The sequence below is a fragment of the Roseovarius atlanticus genome, from assembly GCF_001441615.1.
Classification (GTDB): domain Bacteria; phylum Pseudomonadota; class Alphaproteobacteria; order Rhodobacterales; family Rhodobacteraceae; genus Roseovarius; species Roseovarius atlanticus.
In genome coordinates this window covers 133,436-151,153 of the sequence record NZ_LAXJ01000018.1, presented here as the reverse complement: position 1 = coordinate 151,153, position 17,718 = coordinate 133,436, and the positions used below count along the sequence as shown (strand labels likewise).

General features: G+C 63.8%; 15 protein-coding genes. 3 read left to right on the top strand and 12 right to left on the bottom strand.

All coding sequences use genetic code 11. From position 1 onward, the window contains the following. The 12 genes from XM53_RS15565 to comD all read right to left on the bottom strand — a co-directional run. The coding region (locus XM53_RS15565; RefSeq protein WP_144435560.1) for an adenosylhomocysteinase at nt 1–664 on the bottom strand (664 nt) is incomplete at its 3' end. Nucleotides 665–698: 34 nt separating this feature from the next. Beyond that, on the bottom strand, nt 699–1,889 hold the full coding sequence (gene metK, locus XM53_RS15560) for a methionine adenosyltransferase (RefSeq protein ID WP_057794944.1): 1,191 nt from the start codon (nt 1,887–1,889) through the stop codon (nt 699–701). A 66-nt stretch (nt 1,890–1,955) separates the two neighbouring features. Beyond that, entirely contained in the window at nt 1,956–4,622 is a 2,667-nt protein-coding gene (gene metH / locus XM53_RS15555) for a methionine synthase (RefSeq protein WP_057794942.1), read from the bottom strand. Next, the gene (locus XM53_RS24115) at nt 4,619–5,692 is read right to left on the bottom strand and encodes a homocysteine S-methyltransferase family protein (protein ID WP_057794940.1); all 1,074 of its coding nucleotides are present in this window, start codon (nt 5,690–5,692) and stop codon (nt 4,619–4,621) included. Before XM53_RS24115 ends, metH begins: the two co-directional genes overlap by 4 nt. A 14-nt stretch (nt 5,693–5,706) precedes the next feature. Then, nucleotides 5,707–6,579, bottom strand: a complete 873-nt coding sequence (metF, locus tag XM53_RS15545; protein WP_057794939.1) for a methylenetetrahydrofolate reductase [NAD(P)H] — start codon at nt 6,577–6,579, stop codon at nt 5,707–5,709. A 78-nt stretch (nt 6,580–6,657) separates the two neighbouring features. Further along, nucleotides 6,658–8,349, bottom strand: coding sequence for a glycine/sarcosine N-methyltransferase (locus XM53_RS15540; RefSeq protein ID WP_057794937.1), 1,692 nt, complete (start codon nt 8,347–8,349; stop codon nt 6,658–6,660). A 502-nt stretch (nt 8,350–8,851) separates the two neighbouring features. Then, nucleotides 8,852–10,015, bottom strand: a complete 1,164-nt coding sequence (locus XM53_RS15535; RefSeq protein ID WP_057794935.1) for a mandelate racemase/muconate lactonizing enzyme family protein — start codon at nt 10,013–10,015, stop codon at nt 8,852–8,854. Between the two features lie 56 nt (nt 10,016–10,071). After that, nucleotides 10,072–10,527 (bottom strand): tripartite tricarboxylate transporter TctB family protein, encoded by a 456-nt coding sequence (locus XM53_RS15530; RefSeq protein WP_057794933.1) that lies wholly within the window; start codon nt 10,525–10,527, stop codon nt 10,072–10,074. Further along, nucleotides 10,527–12,029: a tripartite tricarboxylate transporter permease gene (locus tag XM53_RS15525; protein ID WP_057794931.1), complete on the bottom strand. Its 1,503-nt coding sequence runs from the start codon at nt 12,027–12,029 to the stop codon at nt 10,527–10,529. Before XM53_RS15525 ends, XM53_RS15530 begins: the two co-directional genes overlap by 1 nt. A gap of 26 nt (nt 12,030–12,055) precedes the next feature. Next, on the bottom strand, nt 12,056–13,012 hold the full coding sequence (locus tag XM53_RS15520; RefSeq protein WP_057794929.1) for a tripartite tricarboxylate transporter substrate binding protein: 957 nt from the start codon (nt 13,010–13,012) through the stop codon (nt 12,056–12,058). 46 nt (nt 13,013–13,058) lie between these two features. Next, on the bottom strand, nt 13,059–13,622 hold the full coding sequence (comE, locus tag XM53_RS15515; RefSeq protein ID WP_057794927.1) for a sulfopyruvate decarboxylase subunit beta: 564 nt from the start codon (nt 13,620–13,622) through the stop codon (nt 13,059–13,061). A 1-nt stretch (nt 13,623) separates the two neighbouring features. Further along, nucleotides 13,624–14,121, bottom strand: coding sequence for a sulfopyruvate decarboxylase subunit alpha (comD, locus tag XM53_RS15510; RefSeq protein ID WP_057794925.1), 498 nt, complete (start codon nt 14,119–14,121; stop codon nt 13,624–13,626). A gap of 142 nt (nt 14,122–14,263) precedes the next feature. On the opposite strand from comD, the gene XM53_RS15505 reads away from it, so the two are divergent. The 3 genes from XM53_RS15505 to XM53_RS15495 all read left to right on the top strand — a co-directional run bounded on the left by XM53_RS15505 (nt 14,264) and on the right by XM53_RS15495 (nt 17,699). Further along, the gene (locus XM53_RS15505; protein ID WP_057794923.1) at nt 14,264–15,169 is read left to right on the top strand and encodes a LysR family transcriptional regulator; all 906 of its coding nucleotides are present in this window, start codon (nt 14,264–14,266) and stop codon (nt 15,167–15,169) included. Nucleotides 15,170–15,290: 121 nt separating this feature from the next. Continuing rightward, complete coding sequence (locus tag XM53_RS15500) at nt 15,291–16,706, top strand: FAD-binding oxidoreductase (RefSeq protein ID WP_236544524.1); 1,416 nt, start codon at nt 15,291–15,293, stop codon at nt 16,704–16,706. A gap of 300 nt (nt 16,707–17,006) precedes the next feature. Then, the gene (locus XM53_RS15495; RefSeq protein ID WP_057794920.1) at nt 17,007–17,699 is read left to right on the top strand and encodes an SDR family NAD(P)-dependent oxidoreductase; all 693 of its coding nucleotides are present in this window, start codon (nt 17,007–17,009) and stop codon (nt 17,697–17,699) included. The last annotated feature ends 19 nt before the right edge of the window (nt 17,700–17,718 follow it).

Genomic DNA, 17,718 nt, shown 5'->3' with positions numbered 1-17,718 from the left:
TCACGTTGATCGCGGGGAAGGGCAGCTGCCCTTCCTGCATCATCTTGTAAAGGCGATGCACGCCCGTGGTGGTTTCCTCGCTGACGCCTTTGATCATCTCGCGCTGCTTGGTGAACCAGCCGGGGCTTTCGGCCATGCGCCTCTTGATCTGGGCGAACAGGCAAGTCTCTTCCTCGGAGGTCGGCGTCTCGATCAGCCCGGTTTCACCGGCCTCGACCCGCGCGCCGATCAGGATATACATCGTCGCATCGCCGCCATCGTCGAGGATCATGTTGGCGCCGCCGTCCTCGAACTGGAAGATGCGGTCGCAGTAATCCCAGTATTCCTCCAGCGTCTCGCCCTTGACGGCAAACACCGGCGTACCGCCTTCGGCGATCACGGCCGCGGCGTGGTCCTGGGTGGAAAAGATGTTGCACGAGGCCCAGCGGACCTCGGCGCCCAGGGCGACCAGCGTTTCGATCAGACAGGCGGTCTGGATCGTCATGTGCAGCGACCCCGCGATGCGCGCGCCCTTGAGCGGCTTCGCTTGCCCGTATTCCTCGCGCAGGGCCATGAGGCCCGGCATCTCGGTCTCGGCGATGTCCAGCTCCTTGCGGCCGAAACCGGCAAGAGCGATGTCACGGATCGCGCTGTCCGCGGGACTGACTCTCTCTGGCTTGTTCATGTCGCGTCTCCTTTCTTCGTTCTGGTGTTCCGGATCACTCGGCCGCGGCGGATACGCCGAAGGTGCGGGCCAGTTCGTCGGCTAGGTCGGTACGCTCCCAGCTGAATCCGCCGTCATCGTCCGGGACGCGCCCGAAATGGCCGTAAGCGGCGGTGCGGGCATAGACCGGCTTCAGCAGGCCCAGATGTTCGCGGATGCCGCGCGGGGTCAGGCGAACCATCTGGCGCAGGGTATCGGCCAGCTTGGCTTCGTCGACCCGGCCCGTGCCCAGCGTGTCGACATAGATGGCGACCGGTTCGGGCACGCCGATAGCATAGGCCAGCTGGATCTGGCACTTGTCGGCCAGCCCGGCGGCGACCACGTTCTTGGCCATGTAGCGAGAGATATAGGCCGCCGAGCGGTCGACCTTGGTCGGGTCCTTGCCGGAAAACGCGCCGCCGCCATGCGGGGCCGCGCCACCATAAGTGTCGACGATGATCTTGCGGCCGGTGAGGCCCGCGTCACCGTCCGGGCCGCCGATGACGAAATTGCCGGTCGGGTTGACGATGATCTTGTCCTGCGACGGCAGGCTCCAGCCCTCGGTCTTGAAGCAGTCGGTGATGTAGGGCTCGACCAGCGCGCGCACGTCGTCCTGGCTGAGACCTTCGGCATGTTGGGTCGAGACGACCACGGTGTCGAGGCCGACCGGTTTGCCGTTCCGGTATTTGAGCGTGACCTGGCTTTTGGCATCCGGCCCGAACTTGGGCTGCTTGCCGGATTTGCGGTCCTCGGCCATGGTGCGCAGGATCTTGTGCGCGAACTGGATCGGGGCCGGCATCAGCTCTTCGGTCTCGTTGCAGGCGTAGCCGAACATGATGCCCTGGTCGCCGGCCCCTTCCTCGCCCTTGTCGCCCTCGTCGACGCCCATGGCGATATCCGCCGATTGGGCGTGCAGGCGGCAGATGATCTCGGCATCCTTCCAGGAAAACCCGGGCTGGTCATAGCCGATGTCGCGGATCGCATCCCGCGCGATCTGCTCGACATCCTTCAGCACGCTTTCCGGGCCGCGCACCTCGCCGGCGATGGTGACGTGGTCGGTGGTGGCCAGCGTTTCACAGGCCACACGCGACTGCGGGTCGGCGGCGAGGTAGGCATCCAGTACCGCGTCCGAAATCCGGTCGCACACCTTGTCGGGGTGTCCCTCGGACACCGATTCACTGGTAAATAGCCATGATCTGTCGCTCATAATTGGTCCTTTCTCCACTGTCGTGGGGTTCGGTCGCTTTTGGCAAAAATCGAGTTTTTGCGGGGGTCAGGCGATCTTGCGATCGGCTGATGACTTGTCCGGCGTGTAGGACAGGCTGGGTTGCAGCCATGCCTCCACCTCGGCAATGCTCATTCCCTTGCGCTCGGCATAGTCGGCCACCTGGTCGGGGCCGATGCGGCCAATGCCGAAATAGGCCGAGTCGGGGTGGGCGAAATAGAGGCCCGACACCGCCGAGGCGGGCCACATCGCGCAGCTTTCGGTCAGGGTGACGCCGGTATGCTCGGGTGCCTCCAGCAGGTCGAACAGCGTGCGCTTCTCGGTGTGGTCGGGGTTGGCCGGATAGCCGGGGGCAGGGCGGATGCCGCGATACTGCTCGCGGATCAGCGCCTCGTTATCCAGCGTCTCGTCCGCGGCATATCCCCAGAGGCTGCGGCGCACTCGGGCGTGCAATGCCTCGGCGAAGGCTTCGGCGATCCGGTCGCCCAGTGCTTGCACCATGATGGCGTCGTAATCGTTGCCCTCGGCCTTCAGCCGGTCGGAGATGTCGTGCACCTCGCGCCCGGCGGTGACGGTAAAGCCGCCGACCCAATCGTCGGTGCCTTCGGGCGCCACGAAATCGGCAAGGCACATCTGCGGACGGCCGTTCGACTTGCTGCGCTGCTGGCGCAATTGCGGCATACGGGCGCGTAGGGTCTTGCGGTCCTCGTCGGCCCAGACGACGATATCGTCGCCCTGCGCGTTGGCGGGCCAGAGGCCCACCACGCCGCGCGGGCTGAACCACTCCTCTTTCTCGATCCGGTCGAGCATCTTCTGCGCGTTGTCGTAAAGTTCGCGCGCGGCTTGCCCCTTGTCGGGATCGTCGAAGATGTTCGGAAACTTGCCCTTCATCTCCCAGGTGTTGAAGAACGGCGTCCAGTCGATGAATTCGCGCAGCTTGGCGATGCCCATGTCGTCGATCACCGTCAGGCCCGGTGTCTGTGGGGCGGGGGGCGTGTAGCTGTCCCAGCCGCCGTCGAACCTGGATTTGCGCGCCTCGGCCAGCGCGGCGGTGGGCCTGTCGCCGGCGCCTTTCATCCCGTCGCGCAGCTTGTCCTGCTCGGAGACGACATCGGCCAGAAAGTCCGGCCGAGCCGTCTTGGAGAGCAGCTTTGAGACCACGCCGACGGCCTTGGAGGCGTCGTCAACATGGATCACGCCGTGCTCGTATTCCGGCGCGATCTTTAGTGCGGTGTGCTTTTTCGAGGTGGTCGCCCCGCCGATCAGCAGTGGCAGGTCGAAGCCTTGCCGGGTCATCTCGGCGGCCACGTCGACCATCCGGTCAAGCGACGGGGTGATCAGGCCGGACAGGCCGATGATATCCGCCTTTTCCTTTTTGGCCGCCGCAAGAATGTCCTCGGCCGGGACCATCACGCCAAGATCGACCACATCGTAATTGTTGCACTGCAACACGACGCCGACGATGTTCTTGCCGATGTCGTGCACGTCGCCCTTGACCGTCGCCATGATCACCTTGCCCTTGGCCGAGGTGTCGCCCGACAGGCGCTTTTCCTCTTCCATGTAGGGCAACAGATGCGCCACGGCGGCCTTCATCACGCGGGCGGATTTCACCACCTGCGGCAGGAACATCTTGCCCGCGCCGAAGAGGTCGCCGACCACGTTCATGCCGTCCATCAGCGGCCCCTCGATCACGTCGAGCGGCTTGTCGGCGCGCTGGCGGCATTCCTCGGTGTCGTCGACGACGTAGTCGGTGATGCCGTGCACCAGCGCGTGTTCAAGCCGCTTCTCGACCGGCAGTTCGCGCCATTTGGGGTCTTCCTTCTTGGAGGCCTCGCCGGTGCCCTTGTACTTGTCGGCAATCTCCAGCAGGCGTTCCGTGGCATCGTCGCGGCGGTTCAGCAGCACGTCCTCGACATGCTCGCGCAGCTCGTCGGGGATGTCGTCGTAGACGGTGATCTGACCGGCATTCACGATCGCCATGTCGAGCCCGAGCGGGATCGCGTGGTAGAGGAACGCCGAATGCATCGCCTCGCGCACCGCGTTGTTGCCGCGAAAGCTGAAGGACACGTTCGACAGCCCGCCCGAGACATGCACGTCCGGCATCGCCTCCTTGATCATGCGGGTCGCCTCGAAAAAGGCGTTGGCATAGTCGTTATGTTCTTCGATCCCAGTCGCCACGGCAAAGATGTTGGGATCGAAGATGATGTCCCAGGGCTCGAATCCGGCCTTCTCGACCAAGAGATCATAGGACCGCTTGCAGATGTCGAACTTGTGCTGCGCGGTCTCGGCCTGGCCGTTTTCGTCGAACGCCATGACCACCACGGCGGCGCCATAGCGGCGCACCGTGCGGGCCTGCTCCAGGAACGCATCCTCGCCTTCCTTGAGCGAGATGGAGTTGACCACGGCGCGGCCCTGCACGCATTTCAGCCCGGCCTCGATCACCTCGAATTTCGAGCTGTCGATCATCACCGGCACGCGGCTGATGTCCGGCTCGGACGCGATCAGGTTCAGGAAGGTCGTCATCGCCTGCTCGGAATCGAGCAGGCCCTCGTCCATGTTCACGTCGATGATCTGCGCGCCGTTCTCGACCTGCTGGCGGGCCACGTCGAGCGCGGTGGCATAGTCGTCGTCCATGATCAGCTTCTTGAACTTGGCCGAGCCGGTGACGTTGGTGCGCTCGCCGATATTGATGAAACTGGCAACTCCGGTACTCATGCTGCGCCCTCCTTTGCGTCCGCGCCTTGTGTCTCGAACATCTCAAGGCCGCTCAGCCGCATGTGCCTGACTTTCTGCGGGATCTTGCGCGGTGCCTTGCCCGCGACCGCATCCGCGATGGCGCGGATATGGTCGGGCGTGGTGCCGCAACAGCCGCCCACGATGTTGACCAGACCCGACGACGCCCATTCGGCCAGGTGCTCGGCGGTTTCCTCGGGCGTTTCGTCATAACCGCCCATCTCATTCGGCAAGCCGGCATTGGGATAGGCGCTGATGCGCGTGTCGGCCACTTCGGACAGGGTGCGCACATGCTGGCGCATCTCGCCCGCGCCAAGCGCGCAGTTCAGTCCGATGGAATAGGGGCGCGCGTGGCTCATCGACACCCAGAACGCCTCGGGCGTCTGGCCGGTCAGGGTGCGCCCCGACCGGTCGGTGATGGTGCCGGAGATCATCAGCGGCGGAATGGTCAGCCCCTCGTCCGACAGGCTGTCGATCGCGAATAGCGCGGCCTTGGCGTTGAGCGTGTCGAAGATCGTCTCGATCAGCAGCAGGTCGGCGCCCGCCTCGATCAGCGCGCGGGCCGCCTCGCCATAGGCGCGGGCGAGATCGTCGAAGGTCACCGCGCGATAACCGGGGTCGTTCACGTCCGGACTTATGCTGGCGGTCTGGTTGGTCGGGCCGATGCCCCCGGCGACCCAGCGCGGCCGGTCGGGTGTGGCGACCGCATCGGCGGCCTCGCGTGCAAGGCGGACGGATTCGGTGTTCATTTCGACCACGAGGTCGGTCATGTCATAGTCGGCCTGGCTGATCGCGTTGGCACCGAAGGTGTTGGTGCACAGGATATCGGCACCCGCGTGCAGGAAATCCTCGTGGATTTTGCGAATCATGTCGGGCTGGGTCAGGGTCAGCAGCTCGTTATTGCCGCCCACGTCGCTGGGATGGTTCTTGAACCGCGCGCCGCGATAGGCGGCCTCGTCGGGCTTTTCCTGTTGGATCATCGTGCCCATCGCCCCGTCCAGCACCAGGATGCGGTCGGCGTTGGCGGCGGCTATGTCGTGCGTCTTGGTCATGCGTTCTTATTCCTTCAAGCGGCGTTCTCGGCTACAATACTGGGTGTCAGCCCCAATGTCCTGCAAACGGCCAGCGTTACTTTCGGCTGGTTGAGCGTATAGAAGTGAAAATCCGTGATCCCGGCCTCCATCAGGCGGCGGCATTGTTCGGCGGCAACGCCGGTCGCGACCATCGCGCGGGTCTCTGGCGCGTCGTCCAGCCCATCGAACATCTGGCCCATCCAGTCGGGCACTGAGGCGCCGCAGCCGGCGGAAAACCGCTTGAGCCCCTCGAAATTGGCGACCGGCATGATCCCGGCCACGATCGGTGCGTCGATGCCCGCGGCCCGCGCGCGGTCGACGAACCGCAGCACGGTGTCGGTGTCGAAGGCGTATTGCGTGATTGCCCGCGCCGCGCCGTTGTCGATCTTGCGCTTGAGGTGGTCCATGTCGGCGGCGGCATCGCGGGCCTCGGGGTGCACCTCTGGGTAGGCCGCGACCGAGATGTCGAAATCGCCCTTGCGGCGCAGCGCCGCCACCAGTTCCGCCGCGTCGTTGTAGCCATCCTCGGGAAGGCTCTGGCCCGCCGGCAGGTCCCCGCGCAGTGCGACGATCCTGTGCATTCCGTTGTCCCAGAACGCCTGGGCCTGGCGGTCGATCTCGGCCCGGCTGGCGCCAACGCAGGTGAAGTGATGCGCCACGGGCAGGCCCGTCCGGTTGGCCACCATCTCGACGATGCGCGCGGTGCGGTCCCTTGTGGTGCCGCCGGCACCGTAGGTGACCGAAAAGTATTCCGGGTCGGCCGCACTCAGTTGCGCCACGGTATCGCGCAGTCGGGTCACTCCGGCCTCGGTTTTGGGCGGGAAAAGCTCGAATGAAATCGACGGCGTGTCGGACGTACCTGTCATGTGCGTGTCTCCATCTCGTTGATCGTGCGGGATGAGGCGGGAGCGTGGGGGCGCATCGCGGCGCCCCCGTCGCGGGTTTCAGTGTTTTACGGGCTTGCGGAAATGCTGGATGCCCCAGGCAAGGTGGCCGTCATCGGCGGCCTTGACCCAGTTCTGCAATCCAACCGCCATCTTGTCGAGATACTCGGCCGAGCAGCCCTTTTCGCGAAGCTCGTCGTAATGCGCCAGAAGCTCTTCGCGGACCCGGGCATAGTGCGCCCGCAGGTCGGCGACCGCATCTTCCTGCTGTACCGTCTCGAAGCCGAGCGCGTGGGCCGTCTGGCGGTAGAACCCCGGCGAGCCCAGGCTGTTGAGTTGCAGCCGGTCGTAGACGGGTTGCAGCACGCCCTCGGGCACGTCATCGGCCTGCATCGGGTCGGTGAAGATCAGGTGTCCGCCCGGTTTCAGGACGCGGAACGCCTCGGCCAGGACCTGGTCGCGCTGGTCGGAATGCAGGAAGGCATCCTGGCTCCAGACGACGTCGACACTCTCGTCGGCCTCGGGCACGTCCTCGAACACGCCGTGGCGGATGCTGATCTTGTCGGCCAGCCGTGCAGCCCGCACCTTGCCCAGATTGTACTCGTTCTGGGTCTCGGAAATGTTCAGGCAGACAGCCTGACAGCCGGTCTTCTTAACGACGGTGCGCATCGCCCCGCCATAGCCCGCGCCAAGGTCCAGCACCCGCGATCCGGTGTCCAGGTCGGGCAGCGCGTCGATCATGCTTTCGATCGTCAGGTCGCTGGCGTCGCGGATGTTTTTGGTGGTCGCGTAACGCCCGATATGCAGATCCTCGCCCCCCCAGATGGTCGAGTAGAACGTATCGGCGTCGTCGCTGTCATAGTAGGTTTCCGCGACATCGCGGATGTCCACCTGCCCATCGGCACCGTTGCCGCCCCAGCGGGCCACGTGTTCGGCCGATTTCTCGGCGACGTGGATGAAAAAGTCGGGCTCCTCCTCGGCATAGGTGTCCTGAAAGTCGCCATAGGTGCGCACACGCTCGAACCCGGCTTCGCGGAACAGGCGGCGCATGTAATCCTTGCGGATCGGGCAGAGGTTGAGCGTATAGGATGCCCCATCGGCGAAGTCATAGCGCATCCGGCACAGGCCTTCGTCGATATGCTCGGGCTCGGCGCTGACGTCATCGCCGCAGTAGTAATATTTGTGCTTGCTGGAAAACCCGCGGTCGAGCATCGCGTCATAGTTCCGCTGGTCGAGGATCAGCACGCCGTCATGCTTGAGCGCGGCGTAGAACTCGGCCAGGGCGCGGCGGCGGTCCTGTTCCTCGTGCAGGTGGGTGAAGGAGTTGCCCAGGCAGATGATCGCGTCGTACTTGCCGTGAATGTCGCGGTTCAGCCAGCGCCAGTCCGCTTGCGCCGTCTTGAGGATCAGGCCGCGGCTTTGACCGTTTTCGAACGCCTTGGCGACCATGGCGGCGTTGCCGTCGGCGGCGGTCACGTCAAAGCCCGCCTCTGTCAGGCGCACCGAGTGAAAGCCGGTTCCGCAGGCCACGTCCAGCACGCGCTCCTTGCCGCGCGCCTTCAGGATGTCGATGAAGAACTGCCCCTCGCTTTGCGCGCGACCGTCCCAGTCGATCAGCTCGTCCCACTTGTCAACGAAGCTGGTGACATACTCCTTGCGATAATGTCCCGTCTCGCGGTCTGCCAGCGGATCCTTGCTGTAGGTCTGCTTGGTCATTGTCAGTTCGGCGTTGCCGGCGACATCGCTGGTCATGTCTTTCTCCGTTGTCTGGTGACGGCAGCGCGCACGTGGCCGAAACCGGGCTCCCGGATTCCTTGAATGGAATACGGAGGCGGTGCCGTCGAGGTTGTCGTTGTTCAGTCCGCACGTCGTTGCGTGGGAAGATCCCTGTGATCCCGAGCGGTCGGGCAGGTTTGTGCCTCGCCGCTCGATCGGGAAACTTCGCTTGTGGAAGTTTTGCCCGATCCTTGAAGTGTCTTCGGTTATCGTGCCCAAAGGACGACGATACAACCTTTGTGTGCGGAAATTACATAAAGCCGAGAGATATGGACATTAAGGTGTTAGGAATAATTAAAAATTTTTTATGCTCAAAAATTCATCATCATGGCCCATCTGCGGAGAGCACGGAGAATCATGCGAAATTCCGATGCGATTCATGCTTAGGTAGGCTAATTTTTACCGGGGTGCTGGGTGATGCCGTAAGCCGGATTTCTCCGCCTCTGTCGCGATGACGGGCGGGTGACGCCAGCGCTGTTCAGTCTGCCAGCGCGCGCATCACGTCAATGAGGTCTGATTTGCCCTCGAACCCGATGCCGGGCAGGTCGGGCATGAGGATGTGCCCCTCTTCAACCTGCACGCCATCGGGGAAGCCACCGTAGGGCTGGAAAAGATCGGGGTAGCTTTCGTTGCCACCGAGCCCCAACCCCGCCGCGATGTTCAGGGACATCTGGTGGCCGCCATGCGGGATGCAGCGGGTCGGGGACCAGCCGAGTTGGTCGAGGACATCGAGCGTGCGCAGGTATTCGACAAGCCCGTAAGACAGCGCGCAGTCGAATTGCAGCCAGTCCCGGTCGGGGCGCATCCCGCCATGGCGGATCAGGTTGCGCGCGTCCTGATGCGAAAAAAGGTTTTCGCCGGTCGCCATGGAACCGGGGTAGAATTCGGCCATCGCGGCCTGAAGCTGATAGTCCAGCGGATCCCCGATTTCCTCGAACCAGAAGAGCGGGTATTGCCGCAGCATCTTGGCATAGGCGATCGCGGTCTCGAGGTCGAAGCGTCCGTTGGCATCGACGGCCAGTTGCGCCTCGGTTCCGATTTCTGTCAGGACCGCTTCGATCCGGCGCTGGTCTTCGTCGATGGACGCGCCGCCGATCTTCATCTTCACGACGGTGTAGCCCCGGTTGACGTAGCTGCGCATCTCATTGCACAGAGCGGTGTCGTCCTTGCCCGGATAGTAATAGCCACCGGCGGCGTAGACGAAGACGCGCGGGTCCGCCTCGCGCCCCTTGCGGTCGGCCAGCAGGCGGAACAGGGGCTTTTCCTCGATCTTGGCGATGGCGTCCCAGACGGCCATGTCGATGGTGCCGACCGCGACCGAACGTTCGCCGTGGCCGCCGGGTTTTTCGTTCTGCATCATGGCGGCCCAGATCTTGTGCGCGTCCAGGTTGCTGCCGTCATCGTTCAGGAGCGATGCGGGGTCGGCGTCGAGGATGCGGTCGCGGAAACGTTCGCGGATGAGCCCGCCCTGCCCGTAGCGGCCATTGGAATTGAAACCGTAGCCGACCACGCGGCGGCCGTCCCGGACCACGTCCGTCACGACGGCCACCAGGCTGGCCGTCATCTTGCTGAAGTCGATATAGGCGTTGCGGATGGGCGACGCGATGGGCTTGGTCACTTCCCGAATGTCGACGATTTTCATGGGCGTGTTCCTTGTTCGGGGGTGGTGTCGCGCCGGTTTCTGTCAGGTGCCCGATGTCACGGCAGAGGCACGTGCAGGACGTAGCGGAACAGCGCGAAGAACGCGATCATGACCGCCGCGCCGCTGCCGGCATAGAGCAGCGCGGTGATCGGCGTCCACCTGTCATGCATCGCCGCGATGAGCCCGCCCGCGAAGGCGATGGCGCCGCTGGCCAGAAAGCCGATATGCGGGATGGCAAGGCATCCCGCGAACATGGCCACGATCAGCAGGACCCGGCGCCACCAGGTGCCGGTGCCGAACCCGCCGCTGTCGCTGGGATGCAGGAAGCGCGTGATCAGCGACAGGCCGGCTGTCACGATCATCAGGATCGCGACGGTGCGGGGGAACACCTGGCTGTCACGGTCGGAATAGCCGGTGGTGTCGTAGAGCGCGATGATCCCCATGAGCACGAAGAGCGCGGAGATCACCAGCGATCCGATGTGGCCGTCGGGTTGGCGTTGCTGGTCTGGCATCAGGTCTGTTCCCCTGCTTTCTTGCGGCGGCGGCGTGCGGTGTAGAGCGGCAGGATGAGGGTGATCAGCGTGAACGCGATGATCCCCTGCGAGATAGGCCGCCCGAAGAACATGCCAAAGAGGTTGCCCGTGGCCGAACCGATGGTCCAGCCTTGCACGAAGCCCTGTTCGGCGATGGGGCCGAGGATCAGGCCGAGCACGATGGGCGAGGCGGCGAAGCCGAAGCGCCCCACGACCCAGCCGAAGACCCCGAGGCCCAGCATCAGGATCACATCCGTCACGCTGTTGCGGATCGAGAAGGTGCCGATGATGGTCATGAACCCCACCGTCGGCACGAGGACGGCCTTGGGGATGTTGACGATCGACTTGTAAGCGTAGCGCCCGATCAACAGGCCCGCGGGCAGCATCAGCACCGTGGCGATCAGCAGGCCGTAGATGAAGGTAAAGACGATCGAGCCGCTTTGGCTGAACATCGTGGGGCCGGTGCGCACGCCCTGCACCAGCAGCGCCCCCAGCACGATGGCGTCGGGCGGCGTGCCGGGAATGCCCAGCACCAGCGTTGGGATGAAGCCACCGCCCACGGTGGCGTTGTTGGCGGATTCCGTGGCGAGGATGCCGTCGGGCTCGCCCTCGCCGAATTTCTGGTGTGGCTTGCCGGTGCGCTTGGCCTCGGAATAGGCGACGAGCCCGGCCACCGAGCCGCCCGCGCCGGGCAGGATACCGATCAGGGTGCCGATGACCGAGGACCGGATCAGGTTGATCTTGGACCGCGCGGCGATGCGGAAGGCCTCGCCGATGCGCACCGAGCGCACGTCCTCTTCCACCTTGAGGTGCCGGTCGGGCGTCGCGACAAGGTCAATCAGCACCGGGATGCAATAGAGGCCGATCAGCGCGCCGATGACGCCGAAGCCGCCGATCAGCATCTGGCTGCCGAAAGTGAGCCGGATATCGGCCGACACCTCGGCCACGCCGACAGTTGACAGCAGCATCCCGAAGGCGCCGCCCGCCAGCCCCTTCATCAGGTTGCCGGTGGACAGCGACGCGATGAGCGAAAGGCCGAAGATCGACAGCCAGAAATACTCGATCGGCCCGAACGCGAGCGCCACCTTCGACAGGGGCGGCGCCAGCAGCAAAAGCGAAAACGCCCCCACCAGCCCGCCGACGACCGAGGCGAAGCAGGCAAGGGCAACCGCAAGGTCGCCATCGCCGCGTTTCGCCATCGGGTAGCCGTCAAAGGTGGTGGCGATGGCCGAGGGCGTGCCGGGCGTGTTCAGCAGGATCGCCGCGTAGGCCCCGCCATAGATCGCCCCGGTATAGATCGCGCCCAACAGGATCAGCGCCGAGGCGGGATCCATGCTGAACGTGATCGGCACCAGCACGGCCAGCGCCATCGTTGCGGTCAGGCCCGGGATCGAGCCGACGACCGTGCCCGCCACGACACCGAACAACGCTAAACCCAGGTTGAACGGTGTCAGGGCGGACAGGAAGTGACCGAATTCCATGTGTCGGGCCTTTGCGCCGGGTCAGCTTATTCGATCAGGCCCGCTTCGCGCGCGTCGCTGAGATATTCCTCGCTGCGCGCGGCCATGAAATCGTCCATGCCGTCCGCCTCGACATCCAGCATCGCAAAGCCGTTATCCAGCATCTGCTGACGGAACTCGGGGTCGTTGTTGATCTCGGCGATCATGTCGGACCACATCTGCGTGACCTCGTCGCTGGCCGAATTCGGCAGGGCGATCCCGCGATAGGCGCCGCCCACCATGTCATAGCCCAGTTCCTTGAAGGTCGGGACATCGGGGAAAAGCGGGTGGCGTTCCTCCATCGCGACGGCCAGCATCCGCACCTCTTCGCCCTGGGTCGCGGCGACGGTGGAATAGCCCCATTCCGCCTTGACCTGGTTGCCCAGAAGCGCGGTCACGGCGGCCCCGGTGCCTTTGAAGGGCACATAGGTGGTCTGGATATCGGCCATCTTGTCGAACTTGATATGCGCCAGGTGGTTGGCCGTGGCCTTGCCCGAGCCCGACATGGTGACCTGGGCGGGGTTCGCCTTGGCGTCCTCGACCAGGTCTTCGAGCGTCTGGTAGGGGCTGTCGGCGCGCACGATGATCGCATCCGGCGTGAAGTGGAACATGTGAAAGACGTTCAGGTCCTCGGTGGTAAAGCCCACATCCTTTTGCGCCGGCTTGATGATGATGTGGGGCAGGTTGACGCCCATGATCGTCTGGCCGTCACCCGTCAGCCCGTTGAGCGTGGCCCATCCGACCGCGCCGCCGCCGCCGGGCTGGTACGAGATCACCATGTCCTGGCCGAACTTGTCCTTGAAGAACGGTTGCTGGAAGCGCGCGGAAATGTCGGATTCGCCCCCGGGGCCGAACGGGATGATATAGTTGACCGGCCCGTTGAGTTCCGCCGCCGCGGCGCCGGTTGCCAGCGATGCGGTCACGGCCAGGGCCGCGCCTATCTTCAGAAATGTTCTTTTCAGCATGTGTTCCTCCCAGAGTTGCTGACTATCGGCGTTCTCGCCGTCTTGATTATGCGTTGGCCTCCTTCAACGCGGTCATGAACCGGTCGCGGATCACGACCGGATCGGTCTTGATGACCGAAACGGGGATGTTCCCGCTTTCGCATTTGCACACGATCACGGTCATCTTGTCACTGTCCAGCGCGTCTTTCATGACGGCTGCGCAGTCTTCGGCCTGACATTCGATGACGTTTTCGCAGCCGCAGGCCTCGGCCACCTTGGCGAGCGACGTCTTCATGCCGGCATAGGTTGGTTGATCGCCGGTGGAGCCATAGCTGCCATTGTCGATGATCAGCAGGATGAAATTGTCGGCCACGTTGTTGGCGATAGTGGGCAAAGTGCCGAAATTGGTCAGGACCGAGCCGTCGCCGTCGATCGAGATCACCTTTTTCGACTGCGCCAGCGCCACGCCCAAGCCGATGGACGACGCAAGGCCCATCGTGCCCAGCATGTAGAAATTGGTCGGCTGGTCATCCAGCATGTGTAATTCCTGGCTGGGCAGGCCGATGTTGCAGACGACGAAATGGTCCGAGATCAGCGGGACCAGCGAGCGCAGGACGTCGGATCGGATCATGTCAGTACCCTTTCCAGAAGGTGGCATCCGTCAGGATCGCGACCGGTTTGTTGCACATGAAGGTATATTCCAGGATCCGGTCCAGTTCTTCGGCGTCGGACTCATGATGGAAGTGATAGGTCGGGATGTGAAGCTGATTCAGCAGTGCCTTGGTGTGCACGGCCATTTCCACCTGACAGGCCACGGGTTCGCCCAGTTCTCCGCGGTAGGAGATCAGCATGGGCAGGGGCATCCGGTAGAATTGCGTCAGCGTCACCAGCGTGTTGACCGTCACGCCAAGTGCGGTGTTCTGCATGATGATCGCGGAGCGCTTGCCGCCCATGAAGGCGCCGGCGCAGATGCCGATGCCTTCGTCCTCCTTGTTCGCGGGGATGTGGTGGATGTCCGCGCATCGGTCGATTTCGGCAATGACGCCGGCAAGCTGTTTGCACGGGACCGTCGTGACCAGTTTGACGTCGTTCTTGACCAGATCCGCGACGATCTTTGCGTCGATGCTCACGCGCAGGCCTCCCCCTCGATGCGATCATGTTTCATGATCTTGAGCGATAAGGGACGCTTTAACAAACCAACAATCTTTTCTCATTTGTAAATGTCTGCTTTAGTAAATTGTGCCTTTGGTCCTGTTGTGAAAGCGGCCTGTCATGTCGATCACGTTGTTCAAGACCCTTATCGCCGTCGCCGAGGAAGGCAGTTTCAACGCCGCCGCCGACCGCGTCTGCGTCACCCATGCGGCAGTCGGCCAGCAGATGAAGCGGCTGGAAGAGACGCTGGGCGTGGCGCTCTTCGACCGGTCGCAGAAGTCGCCGCGCCTCAATCAGTTGGGCCGCGCCATGGTGCCCAAGGCCAAGGAGGTCGTCGCCGCCTATGAGACGATTCTCGACGACCTGACCGGCGATCCGCGTCTGATCGGGGATATCGTTCTGGGGGCGGTGCCGTCGACGCTGCGCGGGCTTGTGCCCAAGGCGATGAAAGGACTGATCGGGCAGTATCCCGACCTGCGCATCCGGCTGGTGCCGGGGTTGAGCCCGACCTTGCAGGAGATGGTCGAGACCGGGACGGTTGATGCCGCGCTGGTCAGCGCGCCGAACCGGACGCCGGCCACGATGACATGGACGCCGTTCGCGGTGGAGAAGCTGGTGCTGCTCACCTCGCAGGAAGTGACCGAAACCGACCCTGAGAGCATTCTGTCCGGCAGGCCCTTCATTCGGCACAGCGCGCTGTCGGCCATCGGGGCGATGGCCGAGGACTGGCTGGCGCGGCGCAAGCTGAAGGTGCGCGACATGATGGAGATGAGCTCGCTCGACACGATCGCGAGCATGGTGGCGCATGATCTGGGCGTGTCGATCGGGCCGGATTTCTGCGTGCCCGACCCGATCTTCGGCAGCCTGCGCAAGCTGTCGCTGGGGCCCACGGCGCCGTCGCGGACGCTGGGTGTTCTGAGCCGGGCGGATTGTTCGAAATACCGGCTGGTGGAGCGCTTTCTGGACGAGCTGACCCGGACGGTCGAGGCCCATGGCGGGCGGACGGTTTCTAAAGAGATGGCTTAGGTAATCGTAAATTATCTTGCCTTGCTAAAGGGCACGTTTGCCACAGAATGAGTTCGAACGAGGATCGGACGACAGGAGCATCGGGCAGTTGGTGGCATTCAAGACCGCGGAAGACAGAACTTTGAATGATATCAGGGCGATTGTCGGGGAGGCCGCCTGCAAGTCGGGCCCGGATGCCGCGCGATATTACGAAGACCCGCGCGGCAGCTTCACCGGCAAGGACTGCGTCGTCGTCCTGCCAGAGACCACCGAACAGGTGTCGCAGATCGTGCGGCTGTGCAACAGCGCCGGCATCGCGATCATCCCCTATGGCGGGGGCACCGGCGTGGTGGCCGGGCAGCTGTCGCTGGACAGCGACGCGGCCATCATCCTGTCGCTGGAGCGGATGAACCGGGTGCGCAGCGTGTCGCCGGACGATTTCGTGATGGTGGCGGAGGCCGGCTGCGTACTGGAGAACATCCACGCCGAGGCCGAGCGGCACGACCTGATGTTCCCGCTCAGCATGGCCTCGAAGGGCAGTTGCACCATCGGCGGAAACCTGGCCACGAACGCGGGCGGCATCCAGGTGCTGCGCCACGGCAATGCCCGCGACCTCTGCGTGGGGATCGAGGCGGTGCTGCCGTCGGGCGACGTGCTGGAAGAGTTGAGCCCCCTGCGCAAGAACAATACCGGTTATGACCTGCGGCACCTGCTGATCGGCAGCGAAGGCACCCTTGGCATCATCACCGCCGCCAGCCTGACGCTGAAGCCGCTGGACCCCGAGGCCGTGACGGCCTTTTGCGCCATCACGTCGCCGGCGGATGCCTTGCGGGTGCTGCGGGCCCTGCGCACGGCCATCGGCAACCGCATGAACGGGATGGAATTGATGAGCGGCTTCGGCGTGGGCCTTGTCTGCGAACATTTCCCGACGCTGAGAAACCCCTTCGCCGGCGACCACCCCTGGTATCTGCTGATCGATGCCGCGGGGAACCCGGGCGTGCGGGATGAGACCGAGGCGGCGCTGGCGGAGTGTATCGAGAAGGGTTTCATCATCGACGTCGTGATGGCCGAATCCGAGGCGCAGCGCAGTGCGCTTTGGTCGCTGCGCGAGCATACGCCCGACGCCAACCGCAAGACGGGCGCGTTCTGCAGCAGCGACACGGCGGTGCCGATCGGCCAGATCGACGCCTTCGTGTCGGGAACACATGCGGCGATCGCCGGCGTGCACGAGGGCTTGCGGACGAACAGCTATGGTCACATCGGCGACGGGAACATTCACCACAACGTCTTTCCGCCGAAAGGCATCCCAAAGGCCGATTTCCTGCAGGCCCACCCGGGTATTGCCAACGGCGTGCGGGGGGCGATCAACGAAGCGACGCTGGCGCTGGGCGGGTCGATCAGTGCCGAGCACGGGATCGGCCGCCTGAAACGGAAAGACCTGCAAGAACACGCAAGTCCCAGCAAGATGACCGTGCTGCGCCAGATCAAGCAGGCAATCGACCCCAAAAATATCATGAACCCCGGCGCGCTGATCGATCAGAGCGCCTGCGCGGACTGAGACGCCAGGCTCGGCACGAGCTTCATTGGCGTTCGGGAGACGGTGCATCGTCAGACTTGTGCCGGTTTTGTTGAAGATATCCGTCACCATGTACCGCTTTGCAATACCAGGCACAGTCCTGGCTGCGGGCCCGTCTTTGCAGCACAATCGTTTGAAAGCGGCTCTGGGCGGTAACAGTCATGAATGACCGCAATGGCCCGGGCGCGACGGTGCCAGTGTACGCGATCACACCGATAGGTCGCTTGGACGTTGATACCGGACACTCTATGGAGAGTCGTGGGCCGAGCAAGGAGGATCAATATGACGAAAAGAACCGCACTTATTTCCGGAGCGAACAGGGGGATCGGCGCGGCCATAGCGCGCCGTCTCGATGCCGATGGATGGAACTTGTCGCTTGGAATGCGCACCCCCACGCGGCCCGACTGGGACACCGACGCGCGCTGTCATCTGTTCAGATACGATGCCGAGGCCTGTTCGGAAGAGGCGTGGGTGGCCGAGGCGGTGGCGGTTTTTGGGCAGATCGACGCGATCGTGCCCTCTGCGGGGATCATGACACCCGGCACCATCATCGAGGCCACGGATGAAGAGATCGACACACTGATGGCAGTGAACCTCAAGGCGCCGCGCCGGATGGCCAAGGCGGCGTGGACCGAGCTTGAGCGCAGCGAGCGCGGGCGGATCGCGATCCTGGCCTCGCTGTCGGGAAAGCGGGTAAAGTCGGCGGGTTCGGGACTGTATTCGGTGTCGAAATTCGCTGTTGTCGCGCTGGCCCATGCGTTGCGGCAGGCCGGATGGGACAAAGGCATTCGCGCCACGGCGATCTGTCCGGGGCTGGTCAACACCGAGATGGCGCACGCGATCTCGCAGCTTCCGCATGACCAGATGAGCGACCCGGACGCCATTGCCAACGCGGTCGCGCTGATCCTGGACATGCCCGACAATTCGAGCGTTGCCGAATTTCACGTCAATTGCGTTCGGGAAGAGGTGTTTTAAGCCATCGGTTGTAAACGGT